Below are 14,383 nucleotides of genomic sequence, written 5' to 3'. Positions count from 1 at the left end.
TTTTACTGAAATGACTGAGATAAACGAAATAAAACAACCGTTTATATTTTAAATCACCATCTTTTTACCTGAAAACATGCTGATTTATAAATATATCAATAATACTGCTTTTTTTTAAATTATGGAAGCAGTTAACTTATATTTTCCATAAAGTTAATGAGCAGCTGTACGCCATAACCCGTGGCGGCTTTTTCTTTAGCATAGGGAACAGACCCGAAAGCAACCCCTGCAATATCCAGGTGTGCCCAACTTGGGTGGCCACCGATGAACTGTTCCAGAAATTTGGCGGCTACAATACAGTCACCTACGGGTTTCAGCGATATGTTCTTGAAATCGGCAACATCTGACTGAAAATCGTCTAACCAGACGTCCCACATGGGCATGTTCCAGAGGCGTTGATTGGTACGGTCACCCGCCTCTTGAAGGCGAGCTCCAAGTGAAAGGTCATTTGTAAATAGAGCGCCGCAGGTTCCGCCAAACATCCGTACCGAACTGCCGGTAAGAGTAGCCAGGTCGATCATGATATCGGTTTTGTAATTTTCCGCCAGATATGAAAGTCCGTCGGCAAGGGTCATGCGGCCTTCGGCATCGGTGTTGATGACTTCAATGGTCTTACCGTTATAAGCGCGTACCACGTCACTTGGAACATAGGCGCTGGCCGAAACGGCATTGTCGGTTACCGGAAGCACAGCGATAATATTTACAGGTAAATTTCTCTCGCCTGCCGTGATCAAGGCACCAATAACTGCAGTAGCACCGCCCATATCGGATTTCATATAATGGAGATTGTCGGATGATTTGATGGAAATACCGCCGGTATCGAAAAGGACGCATTTGCCTACCAGTCCAATTGTTTTTGCATCCGCTACGCCACAATTATATTGAAGAATGGTAAATGCACAATCCTGTGCACTGCCCTGGTTTACAGACAGAAATGCACCCAAGCCCAGTTTCTCACATTCTTCCCGGTTAAAGACCGTTTTCTTCAGTCCATATTTTTCCGATATTTCAGATAGAAACTGTGTTAAGTGATGCACCTTTTTATGGTTCTGAGGTTTGTTCAGCCATTCCCGACAGGCAAATTCGCCTTCGCATAAAGCCATAACTTCCACTTGAACAGTATCAGGCAGGTAGGTGTCTGCATCGCAAATTAACTGGAAGCGTTCAGCAAGAAACGGATGCTGGCTATTGAAGGGATATTCATAGGTGCCCAGGAAGAGGCCGGTAATCACAGTTTTAATATGATCATTCGATTGGTTGAGGTAGGTGAGTTGTGTAGGCTCAGATTTTATTTTGTTCCGGAAACTCCACGAAAACCGGGCTGCGGTTTCCTGCACTTCATAGTCCTTAGGGTCATTGCCAAGACCTATGAAGAAGGTCACTTTATTATCACTGACCGTAGTGAAAGTTTCCTCTTTCTTAGCTGAAAACTGGTCACCGGTGGATTTTTGATAAGATTCACCATGTTCTTTCCACTGCTGTTCCGTTACGAAAATAAAGTGCTGACCGATGTTTTTTTGGTCAGCGCCCTGTTTTTTAATAGTAATATTCATGAGTGATATTATAAATTTTCTGTGTCTGTATTCGCAGCTGATGCCGCTTTTTCGGCAAATTCTTTTGGATCGTCACCGGAATCAAAGAAAAGCCATTCCACGGCCCGCGGAAATTCCTGCGACCAGTAAAATTCCTGATGTGCACCTTCCGGGTTGAAGCTCATCCTGAATTCAAACTGGACGGAGTACTGATTCTCCGACCATTCCATGCGCTTTTCAAATTCCTTCATCCGCTCCGCCATCTCCCCACCTTCCTTCAGCCCTCCATACATGTAGATCCTGGTTTTGTAGGGCGATTTAAAGTTCATCATCGGGAAATCATAATCGGGGTTTACCCAAAGCGAGGGAGAGAAAATCATCAGTTTGGAATAAACTTCCGGATAGAGAAATCCACCATATATGCTGATAAGGCCACCCAGCGAACTGCCGCCAATTCCCGTGAATTCGCGCTCCGGTTGGGTGCGGTACCTTAGGTCTATATAAGGTTTAAGGGTGTCGGCGAGAAAACGTATGTATTTTTTACCTTCCGCATCTTCAGCAAGAGCATGGGGCTCCAGGATGTACTCGTTGATGCGGTCCTGACGGCCGTTTTCAATGGCAATGATGATGACTTCGCCGCGGCCGTATTCTGCCAGAAGAGATAATTTCCTGTCTATTTCCCAGTTTCCGAATTCAGACCCTTCGTGGAACAGGTTCTGTGCGTCCTGAAGATAAAGAACAGGGTAGCGGCGGTTGGTTTTATAATAATTATAGGGAAGCAATGCCCAAATCTTGCGGGTTTTCTGCAGCTGGGGTATGGCAAATTCATCACTGATAAGTTCAATGACGGGAAAATATTCTTTTTTGAAAGGAGCCCAGTTTTCACGCCATTTCTCAACAATGTCTTCTGTTTCTTCAGCTTTTTGGATCTTTCGGTTATGCGTGATATTGCCGTAACGGTCAATTTCTACATTTTCCCAGCCGCCTTTTGTAAATTTATATTCGATGTTCTCCGGCAGAAGGTGGTCCGGAATGACTATGGTGTATTTGCCATCAGCCAGGAGCTCCAGCTGAAAGTCCCCGTCACGGGGATCCCAGTTGTTGAAGTTGCCGGTAATATAGACAGGCCGGCTGTCTTTTTCGGCGGAAATAAGGTTGAATTTCATCAGCTGCTGTTACAGTTTCAAAAGTAAAGATAAAAAACCGTTGCAGAAGATGATGCTGTTTGTTAGCACATCTCAGTTTTGCAGCAAAACCTGGAAATTTTAATGTATTTTTGAAAGAAATACTTCAAACCGGTTTACGGCCTTTCAGCAACCCTAGTACTATAATTATGCAGAATGTATATCCCTACTCACGGTTCACCGCGCATGACATTTACCTTTTTCGTGAAGGCAAGCATTGCCGGTTATATGATAAGTTCGGTTCCCATGAAACTGATCAGGACGGCAAGTCCGGAACTTATTTTTCGGTTTGGGCACCACATGCTGAGGAAGTGTCCGTAATTTCGGATTTTAATTCGTGGAATCCGGAACTGCATAAGCTGTTTCCCAGGTGGGACGGCTCCGGTATTTGGGAAGGATTCATCCCGGGCATTAAATGGGGTATAAAGTACAAATATGCCATTCGGACCAAAACCGGTGCATTGCTGGAAAAGAGTGATCCTTATGCGCTTAGTTTCGAACAGAATGTGCAGGCAGCGTCACTTGTATCAACCACCTGGTACGAATGGAATGACGCTGAATGGATGTCGCGAAGGTTTAAAAACAACTGTCTGGACGCGCCGATTTCTGTTTATGAAATACATTTGGGTTCATGGATGCGCGGTACAGACGATCCCGAGCGTTTCCTGAGCTACCGTGAAATAGCAGAAAGGCTGGTTCCATATATTACTGAGATGGGTTTTACCCATGTGGAACTGATGCCTGTAATGGAGCATCCGTATGAACCCAGCTGGGGGTATCAGATTACAGGTTTTTTTGCTGCCAATTCGCGTTTTGGGGCACCTCAGGACCTTATGTTCCTGATCGATGAGCTTCATAAAAACAATATTGGGGTGATCCTGGACTGGGTGCCGTCCCATTTTCCCGGCGATGCCAACGGACTCCACCTGTTCGACGGCACTTATCTGTACGAGCACGAAGATCCGCGCCAGGGTTTCCATCCGCAATGGAATTCACATCTGTTTAATTACGGCCGTCCCGAAGTGAAATCTTTCCTCGTTTCCAATGCCATGTTCTGGCTGGACAGATACCATGCAGACGGTCTTCGGGTAGATGCAGTAACCTCGATGCTTCATCTGGATTACGCACGCGAACCGGGTGAATGGATTCCCAATATGTTCGGGGGAAATGTGAACCTTGAGGCCAAAGCCTTCCTGCAGGAGTTTAATACAGCTGTTTACCGGGATTTTCCGGACGTGCTTACAATTGCCGAGGAAAGCTCGGATTTTCCTCTGCTTACAACGCCTGTTCATGACGGAGGTGTTGGTTTTGGTATGAAATGGATGATGGGCTGGATGCACGACACCCTGAAATACTTTAAGGAAGACCCCATTAACCGTAAATTTGAACACAATAAAATTACTTTCTCGTCGGCTTACGTTTTCAAGGCCAATTATATGATGCCCCTGTCGCATGATGAGGTGGTTCATGGCAAGGCGAGCATGATTTATAAAATGCCGGGCGATGAATGGCAGAAATTTGCCAACCTTCGGGCACTCTACGCCTATATGTTCACGCATCCCGGGGCCAAACTGCTGTTTATGGGAAATGAGTTCGCACAGACCGCCGAATGGAAGTTTAATGCTTCACTGGACTGGCATTTGCTAGAGCATACTTATCACAAAGGAATGCAACAGCTGGTGAAAGACCTCAATCTGCTTTATCGTGCTGAGCCCGCGCTGCATAAGAATCAGTTCGCTCCTTCCTGTTTTGAATGGGTGGAAGCTAATGACGGTGCCAACAGTGTTTTTGTTTATCTGCGCAAAGGTCAGCCGGATGAAGAGGTGCTGATGACCGTGTTAAATCTGACGCCCAGGGTGATGGATTATAAAATTGGCGTGAATGAGGGTACCTCCTGGGAAATTGTGATGAATACCGATGACCCGAAATATGGCGGCAGCGGCGCGCCTGCGCTGGTATTGGACGAAGAGGATGATGAGTGGATGTACCGGCCCAATGCCATCGTATTAAGTTTGCCCCCGCTGGCGGCGGTAATACTTCGCCAACAACAAAAACCATCAGAGGTGCGTCGGCGGCGCGCTTTAAGTAAATCTGACAAGAAAATTAATACTTCAGAAAAAATGACAGCACCTAAGAAAGATAAAAAGCCGGGTTTGTTTGCCGGTTCCGAAAGTACAGCCGACAGTGAAAAGAAAATCGATGCGAAGACCATTGAACTTCAGCAGGCTAAGAAACCTGCCCGTCAGGCGAAATCAACTGCTGCAAAAACAATAAAAAAACCGGTAAAGAAGAGTATGGCTAAGAAGCCGGGCTCTGCGGTGATTTCATCCAGCTCAGTTCTGGGCGATAAGACAGAACAGAAAATCGATTCAAAGACGCTTGAAGATAACCGCACTTCCGGCTCGCCGCAGGTTTCTTCTGAAAAAGAAAAAAAATAAGCCCGCAAAGGCTGCCAATTCAAGTAATTCCGGCAAGAAAAAGGAATGAATCACAACGGTCCGGCGTAATCCGGCAACTTAATTAAACACGAAAAAGATTATATGGATGTTTATCATCTCTCCATGGAATGTTTTCCCATAGCCAAAGTGGGCGGACTGGCTGATGTGGTGGGCGCACTGCCCAAATACCAGAACAAATTGCCCGGTATTACTGCAAGCGTGGTAATGCCCTGGTACAATAAACCTTACGTGCATGACGGTCACTTTACTGCTGTATTTGACGGTCACATCTATCAGGGTCCCAACCAGCTGCGAATTCATGTACTGAAGGAAGAAGGCGATAGGCTTGGTTTTGGTTTGTATCTGATACAGATCCCCGGGTTGCTGGACCGTGACAATCCCTATGGGTACCATGATGAAAGCTATCAGTTCCTGGCCTTTCAGCAGGCGGTGCTTCATTGGTTAACTACAGCCAAAATCCGACCGGACGTACTGCACTGTCATGACTATCATACCGGCCTTGTTCCATTCATGATTGAAAACTGCCCCGAATTTTATTTCCTGAAGGGGGTAAAATCGATTGGCACTATACACAACGGTGAGTATCAGGGGCAAATGAGGTGGGAAATGCTTGATTACTTCCCCTGGATAGACAGCAGTACCGATCTGCGCATCCTGGACTGGGATGGATTTATCAATCCGCTGGCGACCATGATTAAATGTTGCCATGCCTTCAATGCTGTTTCAAACGGATATCTCGGTGAGCTCTACCAAAATTTTAGAGGTCTGGAAAGTCTCGTTCAGCAGGAACAACAAAAAGCCTACGGAATCATCAACGGAATTGATACCGAAGTCTGGAACCCCGCCACGGATGAGTATTTGGATAAAAATTACAGCACTGCCAACGCTGTTGCTGGCAAATGGGAAAACAAAAAGAAACTCTGTGCGGAGTACGGTTTAAATCCTGATTTACCTCTGATTGGCTTCATTGGCCGCTTTGCCGGCGAAAAGGGAGCAGATTTGCTTCCGGATATCATTGTTCAGAGTATTCAGGAAACCTACGGAGCTCTAAACATCATGGTTCTGGGTTCGGGTGAAGATCATACCGAAATGAGGCTTAGTGATTTGGCTGTTCACTTCTCTAATTTTGCGCTGGATCTCGGATACAAAGAATATCTGTCTCACAAAATATATGCTTCGGCCGATTTCCTGCTAATGCCGTCCCGGGTTGAACCCTGCGGCCTGAATCAGATGTACGCCATGCGCTACGGGACTGTTCCTGTGGTAAGATATACCGGAGGCCTTCGGGACACGGTTCAGGATATCACTACCGGCGGTGCCGGTCTTAATTTTGGGGAGGCAACTGCCGGGGCCGCAGTGCACGCCATAAAGCGTGCGGTGCATATGTATCACGACAAAGAACTGATGCGGCATTTAATAAGTTCCAATATGAATTTCAATTTCTCCTGGGACAAGTCTGCGGAAAATTATGTAGATTTATACAGAAAATAGGTTCTCTTGAACCGGCATGAAAAGCTGAGTTAAAGCAGCTGAAAAAAACAGATAAATATGAAAGCAAATGTAATATCAATCGTGTTGGGAGGAGGTCGCGGTACCCGCCTGTTTCCACTTACGGATTCCCGGTCAAAACCTGCAGTTCCTATTGCGGGTAAATACAGGTTGGTTGATATTCCGATCTCCAACTGCCTCAATTCCGGTTATAATAAAATTCTCGTCCTTACGCAGTTTAATTCGGCGTCCCTCAATTCTCACATCAAGAATTCTTATCATTTTGATATTTTCAGCAAAGGTTTTGTGGATATTCTGGCTGCAGAACAGAATGTAGGCAACGAGAACTGGTATCAGGGCACCGCGGATGCAGTACGGCAGTCCATGAAGCACCTTAGCAAGTATGATTATGATTATATACTTGTACTGTCGGGTGATCAGCTTTACCAGATGAATTTCCGCCACATGATCGATTTCCACTGCGAAAATGATGCTGATATTACCATAGCCACCATTCCTGTGAACGCGAAGGATGCGACAGGATTCGGGATCCTTAAATCCGATGACGGCGGTAACATTACCTCTTTTATTGAGAAACCTTCGCCGGAAATGCTGGTTGACTGGAAATCTGAGGTGTCAGAAAAAAGCCACAGTGAAGGCAAGGATTACCTGGCGTCTATGGGTATTTATGTTTTCAGCAAAAATGTTCTGCGTACACTGTTTGAGGAGAATTCTGGCGATGATTTCGGTAAAGACATTATTCCGGCTTCCATTGGAAGGCTCAAGATGATGAGTTATCAGTATGAAGGTTACTGGACTGATATCGGAACCATTCAGAGCTTCTATGAAGCTAATATTGACCTTTGTCAGGATTTCCCGAAATTTAATCTGTTCAGTACCTCACCGATTTTTACCCGGGCACGCATGCTTCCGCCATCAAAAATTATGGGTTCCTATGTGAGCAAAGCCGTCTTTGGTGACGGCTGTATCGTAATGGCTGATAAGATTGAAAATTCAATCGTCGGCAACCGTACCCGTATTGACAAAGGAAGCACAGTGGTCAATTCCTATATTATGGGTACTGATTACTATCAGCCTACAGATGAGATTGTAAAAAATGATCAGCAGGGCCGGCCTAACCTGGGTATTGGGAAATATTGCTATATTGAACGCGCTATTATTGATAAGAACTGCGCAATTGGCGATAACGTCCGCATTATCGGCGGGCATCATGTGCCGGACGGCGATTTTGAGACCCATTCCATCAAGGAGGGAATAGTAGTGCTTAAAAAAGGTGCTGTGATACCCGCCGGGACCCATATTCCATAAATCTTTTTTTCCGGAAGATTCACCTCCCGGTTCATAACCGGAAGGTAGGTCAGCATGTCTTTTTGCCTGAAAAATTACCTATTTTTGCGCATGCGAATTATCAAATTTGGTCTCCTTGTTATCGTTCTGATTCTGGGTATCTATGCTGCCGTGATGTATTACTTTGTTGAAGAAAGTAACAGCTTCAAGGTAGAGAAAGAAATTAATTATCCCGTCGAGAAGGTTTTTCCGCAGTTTAACCGTCTGCAGAATTTTACGCGCTGGAATGATTACTTTTCCTCGTCCCGGACCATGAGAATTGAATATTACCGGCCTTATGAGGGCAAGGATGCTGCGATAAGTTTCAAAGATGAAGCAAATGACAGGAATGGTGAGCTGTTCATCAGGTATCACAACCCGGAACGCACCCTGCGCATGCAGGTTTTTGAGGGCAAAGAAAGCAATCCCACACTTATCGACATAAAATTCATCAGATCAGGGCCGCAAAAAACACGCATCATCTGGAACATCCATACGCCCAAACAGAAACTGTTCACGCGGATCACCAACCTGTGGACAGAAGATGAATTCACAGAAAATCTGAACAGAAGCATGGCCAACCTCAATGGTTTGCTGAGCAACAAGGTGGAGAAGGATGAGCTGATCAGCAGTATAAAATATGACAGCCTGATGGTGGAACAGCAGGAGGGCCAGCTTTTACTGGGAATCAATGTTTCGTCCTCCGGCAGCAAAGATGCGCTTTTCCGCAATATTGTGCTTAACCACAACAAAATATATAATTTTGTGCTGAATGACCTGGATAAACGTGACGATGAGTTTGGATATGCGGTTCTGATTACCGACGCCGATAATTTCAAGGACAAGGACATCTCTTATTTCCTGGGCATTCCACTTTCTAAAAGAGTAGGCATCTCGGACAACAGCTTTTCTTTCAGAACCCTTCACGAAACCTTGTCTTATGTAATTTATTACGAAGGTTCTTACAGCGGACGCGTGCGTGCCATACAAAAGCTGCTTCAGAACGCAAAAACAGAAAATGTCCGTCACGGAGATCTTCAGCAGGTGTTTTTGGAGATTCCCGAAACGGAAAATAACGTACGGATGAAGCTGATTTTACCAGTATTCAGGTAGCAAACGAAGGTATACCGCCACGATAGATAAATTTGATTGAAAGCGGTTTACAACTCGCTTTTTTTTATTAAATTTGACGTTTATATTTTACTATAAACACTAACACAGATTTACTGTCATAATGGATAAATTTTCATTCCTGAACGCTGCTCATTCGCAGTTAATTGAAGACCTGTACCAACAATATTTAAAATATCCCGATTCTGTAGAACCCTCCTGGAAATCCTTTTTTCAGGGCTTTGATTTCGCGCTTGAGAACTATGCGGATGAAGAAGCAGGTATGGAGCAGGCAGCGCCGGCAAGTGTAGCAGCAGTTTCCGGCGGAATTACCGGTACAGAAATCCCCGAAGACATCAAAAAGGAGTTTAAGGTCCTGAATCTGATTGACGCTTACAGGCACCGTGGACATCTCTTTACCAATACCAATCCGGTACGCGAAAGAAGACATTATGAGCCAACTCTCGATATTGAAAACTTCGGACTTACACAGGCAGATCTGAACGTAAAATTCAATTCGGCGGCCGAGACAGGACTCAGCGGCGCGGCTACACTGCAGCAGATCATAGACCATCTGCGGAAAATATACTGCGAATCGATCGGTGTGGAGTATATGCACATCAATAATGAGGAGGAGAAGAAGTTTATCCGCGAATGGCTTCAGGTGAATGAAAATCATGCGCAGCTTACTGCCGAAGAGAAAACTGAGATCCTTCACAAACTTAACCAGGCTGTAGCCTTCGAGAACTATCTTCATACCAAATTTGTAGGTCAGAAAAGATTCTCACTGGAAGGGGGTGAATCATTGATCCCGGCGCTGGACCAGCTCATCAGCCGGTCTTCCCAGTTAGGTGTGGACGAAGTGGTACTTGGTATGGCGCACCGTGGCCGTCTGAATGTACTGACCAATATATTCGGTAAATCTTACAAGCAGATTTTCTCCGAGTTCGAAGGTAAAGAATTTGAGGAAGATGTATTCTCCGGTGACGTGAAGTATCACCTCGGATCATCCAAAAAAGTGAAGACTGCTTCCGGCGAGGAAGTTTCCATTAACCTGACACCCAACCCTTCGCACCTGGAAACGGTTGCGGCTTTGGTAGAAGGTATCTGCCGGGCCAAAGTGGATGATAAATACAAAGATTACAAAAAAGTACTGCCTATCGTTATTCATGGCGACGGTGCTATTGCCGGACAGGGAATCGTTTATGAAATCGCCCAGATGATGACTCTGGATGGATACAAAACCGGCGGAACGGTTCACATAGTGGTGAACAACCAGGTTTCCTTTACCACAAACTATCTGGATGCACGTTCATCTACCTACTGTACAGATATTGCCAAAGTAACCGAATCTCCGGTAATGCACATCAATGCCGACGATGTGGAAGCTGTAGTTCATGCCATGCGCTTTGCGGCCGACTTCCGTGCCCAGTTTGGAAAAGATGTGTACATAGACCTGTTGGGTTACAGAAAATATGGTCATAACGAAGGCGATGAACCCCGTTTTACACAGCCTAACCTGTATAAATCCATTTCCAAGCATCCTAATCCAAGGGAAATCTATAAGGCTGAGCTTAAAAAGGAAAATATCGTTTCCGATGAGGTGCTGAAGAAAATGGAAACTGAATTTAAGGCACTACTTGATGAGGATTTTGATGCATCCAAGGAGATTGAAAGGAATACCATGGACATCTTTATGGAAGACGACTGGAAATCCTTCCCGCTTTGTCCGAGAGGCGGAATGCAGAATTCGGTGGATACGACTTATGACCTGGGTCAGCTGAAGGAACTGGCGGTTAAGATGTCAACACTTCCGTCAGATAAGAAATTCATCAACAAAATTACCCGTCTTTACGAAACACGTAAGAAGATGATTGAAGCCAACTCCCTGGACTGGGCACTGGGTGAATGGCTTGCTTATGCCACGCTTCTTACAGAGGGCAACAATGTACGTATCTCCGGTGAGGATGTGGAAAGAGGTACCTTCTCCCACCGTCACGCCGTAGTGAAAACGGAAGATACTGAGGAAGAATTTATCCCGCTGAAACATATTTCTGACAGCAGATTTGACGTATTTAACTCGCACCTTTCCGAATATGCTGTTTTAGGTTTTGATTACGGTTATGCCATGGCCTCTCCAAATACACTGACGATTTGGGAAGCCCAGTTTGGTGACTTTGTGAACGGTGCACAGATTATTGTAGACCAGTATCTGGCGGCCGCCGAGGAAAAATGGAAAATCCAGAACGGTCTCGTGATGCTTCTGCCACACGGATCCGAAGGTCAGGGTGCCGAGCACTCTTCGGCGCGTTTGGAGCGTTTCCTTACCCTTTGTGCCAATGAAAATATGATCGTAGCCAACTGTACGACACCTGCCAATTATTTCCACCTGCTTAGGAGACAGCTGAAATTCAATTTCCGTAAACCTCTGGTAGTAATGACGCCAAAGTCGCTGCTCAGACATCCACGCGTTGTGTCGCCGCTGGAAGATCTTGCACAGGGAAGTTTCCAGCCCATTCTGGATGATGCCCAGGCCGAAGCTTCAAAAGTGGAAAAACTGGTGCTTTGTACGGGTAAGCTTTATTATGAGCTTCTGGCCAAGAAAGAAGAACTGGCCTGTGAGAATATAGCACTTGTAAGACTGGAGCAGCTTTATCCGCTGCAACAGGATAAGGTGGAAGAAATCCTGGCAAAGTACAGTAACCGCAAACAACTGATCTGGGCTCAGGAAGAGCCCGAAAACATGGGTGCCTGGACGTATATTTTAAGGAATTTCCGCGAACAGGGAATTGAGGTCATTGCACCGGTTCCAAGCGGTACACCTGCTCCGGGAAGTCACAAAATGTTCGAAAGAAATCAAAATACTATTATAAACAGGGTTTTTGACCGTAAGGACGAACCTGCAAAAAGACCGGTAACCGCCTAATCGATTTAAAATTTAACAAAAATATCAACGATGTCAATATTAGAAATGAAAGTTCCCTCCCCGGGAGAATCCATCACCGAAGTTGAAATTGCAACCTGGTTGGTTCAGGACGGCGATTATGTAGAAAAAGACCAGCCTATTGCAGAAGTAGATTCCGATAAAGCTACATTGGAACTTCCTGCAGAACAGAGCGGTATTATTACGCTGAAAGCTGAGGAGGGGGAAGTAGTTCAGGTTGGGCAGGTTGTCTGCCTTATTGATGTGGATGCTGCCAAGCCTTCATCTGACTCGCCGGCAGCTGCAGACAAAACTGCGGAGAATGCTGAAGCTCCAAAGGCTGAACAGAAAACCGTTGAAAAACCTGAAATTGTACAGGAACCCAAGAAAGAGGAAAAACCTGCTGCTGCATCTTACGCTACAGGAAGCCCGTCTCCGGCAGCAAGGAAAATTCTTGATGAGAAGGGAATCTCCTCCTCACAGGTTTCAGGTACAGGAAAAGACGGCAGGATCACCAAACAGGACGCAGAAACTGCTGCCGTTCCTGCAATGGGATCGGCCTCATCAACCGGTGGAAGCCGTGCCGCCAGCAGAACCAAACTTTCTATGCTCAGAAGAAAGCTGGCAGGAAGACTAGTTTCCGTAAAGAACGAAACGGCCATGCTTACTACCTTCAATGAGGTGGATATGTCTGAAATTTTCAGAATCAGAAAACAATACAAGGACGAATTCAGTCAGAAACACGGCGTAGGTCTGGGCTTTATGTCTTTCTTCACGAAGGCGGTTACCCGAGCTTTGCAGATGTATCCTGATGTGAATGCTTCAATAGACGGTGATTTCAAGACCAACTATGAATTCTGCGATATTTCAATAGCGGTTTCCGGTCCGAAAGGTCTTATGGTTCCGGTACTGAGAAATGCGGAGAACATGACCTTCAGAGGTGTTGAAGCCAACATCAAATCATTGGCCGATAAAGTAAGAGAAGGTGGCATCAGTGTAGATGAAATGACCGGCGGTACTTTTACCATTACCAACGGTGGAGTATTCGGTTCCATGCTAAGCACACCCATCATCAATCCGCCCCAGTCTGCGATTCTGGGAATGCATAATATTATCCAGCGTCCGGTAGCTGTAGACGGGCAGGTGGTTATCCGTCCGATGATGTATGTTGCCATGTCCTATGACCACAGAATCATTGACGGCAGGGAGTCAGTAGGATTCCTTGTAGCAGTGAAGGAGGGTATAGATAATCCGGTGGAGATCCTGATGAACGGAGACGAAAGAAAGGCTCTGGAACTTTAAGATATCAGCAAAAACCATTAAATATCAAATCCCGCTACCTAAAGGCGGGATTTTTGTAATATGTAGTGAAAGTAGTTATCATGTACTCAAAAATTACTTCTGAAATAAAGGTGACCGTACTGCCTGAATATGATGCGAAGAACAGTTTCCCTTCGGATAACCGTTTTGTTTTCCGATATAATATCACCATTGAAAATCTGAGTCCGCACCCCGTAAAACTCCTCAAAAGACAATGGCTTATTTATGATGTGGGCTTTGGTTTCACCGAGGTTAACGGAGACGGCGTGATTGGACTGACTCCGGAGATTGGAGTAGGTGAAGAGTTTAAATATTTCTCAAACGTCATGATCCGTTCGGGCGTAGGAAATATGACCGGAAGATATTACTGCATCAATACGGAAACGGGGGAAGCCCTTGAAATTGATATTCCGAAATTTAATCTGATGGCGCAGGTACTCAGTAACTAACCAGGTGGTTACAGAACTTTGATGCTTTTTTTCATCACTTCATGAATTTCATCATTGCGCGTCACCATCAGCTTATTAAATGCAAGCAGCGACAGTTTCGCGCATACTTCAGCATCATCGCCGGCGCGGTGATGGTTAAATGAAAGCTGATGCTGCTCGGCCAAACTTTTCAGACCGTAACGCGGCAGGTTTTTCCAGGATTTTTTTGCTAGCGAAATACTGCACAGGTAGTTCAGTTTAGGTTTAAAGAAACCATAGTAATCCAGGCAGCTCCGTAGAACTCCCGCATCAAACGAGGCATTGTGCGCAATCATGAGATTACCGTACATCAGATTTTCGGCCTCGTGCCAGATCTCCTCAAAGGTGGGGGCGTCCTGAACATCCTCCGGCGTAATTCCATGTACATCAATATTACGGGGGTGAAACCACGGAAAACTTGGCGGTTTTATAAGCCAGGTCTGCGTTCTTACAATTTCACCATTTTCTACCACGCTTATGCCCATCTCACAGGCCGAATTCCTCTCATGAGTTGCCGTTTCAAAATCAATGGCGCAGAAATCTATCATGTACG

General features: G+C 45.5%; 10 protein-coding genes. 7 read left to right on the top strand and 3 right to left on the bottom strand.

Annotated elements, in window-relative coordinates:
• Positions 1 to 131: 131 nt before the first annotated feature.
• Positions 132 to 1,553 (bottom strand): leucyl aminopeptidase family protein, encoded by a 1,422-nt coding sequence (locus tag P0M11_RS07520; RefSeq protein WP_275625123.1) that lies wholly within the window; start codon positions 1,551 to 1,553, stop codon positions 132 to 134.
• A gap of 8 nt (positions 1,554 to 1,561) precedes the next feature.
• Positions 1,562 to 2,698, bottom strand: a complete 1,137-nt coding sequence (locus P0M11_RS07515) for an alpha/beta hydrolase-fold protein (protein ID WP_275625122.1) — start codon at positions 2,696 to 2,698, stop codon at positions 1,562 to 1,564.
• A gap of 167 nt (positions 2,699 to 2,865) precedes the next feature.
• On the opposite strand from P0M11_RS07515, the gene glgB reads away from it, so the two are divergent.
• From glgB to apaG, 7 genes are all read left to right on the top strand, one after another.
• Complete coding sequence (glgB, locus tag P0M11_RS07510) at positions 2,866 to 5,154, top strand: 1,4-alpha-glucan branching protein GlgB (protein ID WP_345774357.1); 2,289 nt, start codon at positions 2,866 to 2,868, stop codon at positions 5,152 to 5,154.
• A gap of 102 nt (positions 5,155 to 5,256) precedes the next feature.
• Positions 5,257 to 6,666 carry a glycogen/starch synthase gene (locus P0M11_RS07505; RefSeq protein ID WP_275625121.1) on the top strand — a complete coding sequence of 470 codons (1,410 nt, stop codon included), beginning with the start codon at positions 5,257 to 5,259 and terminating at the stop codon, positions 6,664 to 6,666.
• A gap of 57 nt (positions 6,667 to 6,723) precedes the next feature.
• Positions 6,724 to 7,992 (top strand): glucose-1-phosphate adenylyltransferase, encoded by a 1,269-nt coding sequence (locus P0M11_RS07500; protein WP_275625120.1) that lies wholly within the window; start codon positions 6,724 to 6,726, stop codon positions 7,990 to 7,992.
• Positions 7,993 to 8,082: 90 nt separating this feature from the next.
• A complete protein-coding gene (locus tag P0M11_RS07495; RefSeq protein ID WP_275625119.1) occupies positions 8,083 to 9,123 on the top strand; it encodes a polyketide cyclase in 1,041 nt (346 codons plus the stop codon).
• Between the two features lie 121 nt (positions 9,124 to 9,244).
• Positions 9,245 to 12,046: a 2-oxoglutarate dehydrogenase E1 component gene (locus P0M11_RS07490; protein ID WP_275625118.1), complete on the top strand. Its 2,802-nt coding sequence runs from the start codon at positions 9,245 to 9,247 to the stop codon at positions 12,044 to 12,046.
• Between the two features lie 30 nt (positions 12,047 to 12,076).
• Entirely contained in the window at positions 12,077 to 13,345 is a 1,269-nt protein-coding gene (odhB, locus tag P0M11_RS07485) for a 2-oxoglutarate dehydrogenase complex dihydrolipoyllysine-residue succinyltransferase (RefSeq protein WP_275625117.1), read from the top strand.
• A gap of 80 nt (positions 13,346 to 13,425) precedes the next feature.
• Positions 13,426 to 13,812, top strand: coding sequence for a Co2+/Mg2+ efflux protein ApaG (gene apaG, locus P0M11_RS07480; RefSeq protein ID WP_187695257.1), 387 nt, complete (start codon positions 13,426 to 13,428; stop codon positions 13,810 to 13,812).
• Between the two features lie 8 nt (positions 13,813 to 13,820).
• Here apaG and P0M11_RS07475 read toward each other — a convergent pair whose 3' ends face one another.
• Complete coding sequence (locus P0M11_RS07475; protein WP_229723841.1) at positions 13,821 to 14,378, bottom strand: 3'-5' exonuclease; 558 nt, start codon at positions 14,376 to 14,378, stop codon at positions 13,821 to 13,823.
• Between the last annotated feature and the right edge of the window lie 5 nt (positions 14,379 to 14,383).

It is taken from the genome of Kaistella sp. PBT33-4 (assembly GCF_029194425.1).
In the GTDB taxonomy this organism is placed as follows: domain Bacteria; phylum Bacteroidota; class Bacteroidia; order Flavobacteriales; family Weeksellaceae; genus Marnyiella.
This window is presented reverse-complemented; position numbering and strand designations above follow the sequence as displayed.

Bases quoted from the DNA above. Each gene is read 5' to 3' on its own strand.
- P0M11_RS07520 (WP_275625123.1), bottom strand. From the start codon at position 1,553: ATGAATATTACTATTAAAAAACAGGGCGCTGACCAAAAAAACATCGGT.
- P0M11_RS07515 (WP_275625122.1), bottom strand. From the start codon at position 2,698: ATGAAATTCAACCTTATTTCCGCCGAAAAAGACAGCCGGCCTGTCTAT.
- glgB (WP_345774357.1), top strand. From the start codon at position 2,866: ATGCAGAATGTATATCCCTACTCACGGTTCACCGCGCATGACATTTAC.
- P0M11_RS07505 (WP_275625121.1), top strand. From the start codon at position 5,257: ATGGATGTTTATCATCTCTCCATGGAATGTTTTCCCATAGCCAAAGTG.
- P0M11_RS07500 (WP_275625120.1), top strand. From the start codon at position 6,724: ATGAAAGCAAATGTAATATCAATCGTGTTGGGAGGAGGTCGCGGTACC.
- P0M11_RS07495 (WP_275625119.1), top strand. From the start codon at position 8,083: ATGCGAATTATCAAATTTGGTCTCCTTGTTATCGTTCTGATTCTGGGT.
- P0M11_RS07490 (WP_275625118.1), top strand. From the start codon at position 9,245: ATGGATAAATTTTCATTCCTGAACGCTGCTCATTCGCAGTTAATTGAA.
- odhB (WP_275625117.1), top strand. From the start codon at position 12,077: ATGTCAATATTAGAAATGAAAGTTCCCTCCCCGGGAGAATCCATCACC.
- apaG (WP_187695257.1), top strand. From the start codon at position 13,426: ATGTACTCAAAAATTACTTCTGAAATAAAGGTGACCGTACTGCCTGAA.
- P0M11_RS07475 (WP_229723841.1), bottom strand. From the start codon at position 14,378: ATGATAGATTTCTGCGCCATTGATTTTGAAACGGCAACTCATGAGAGG.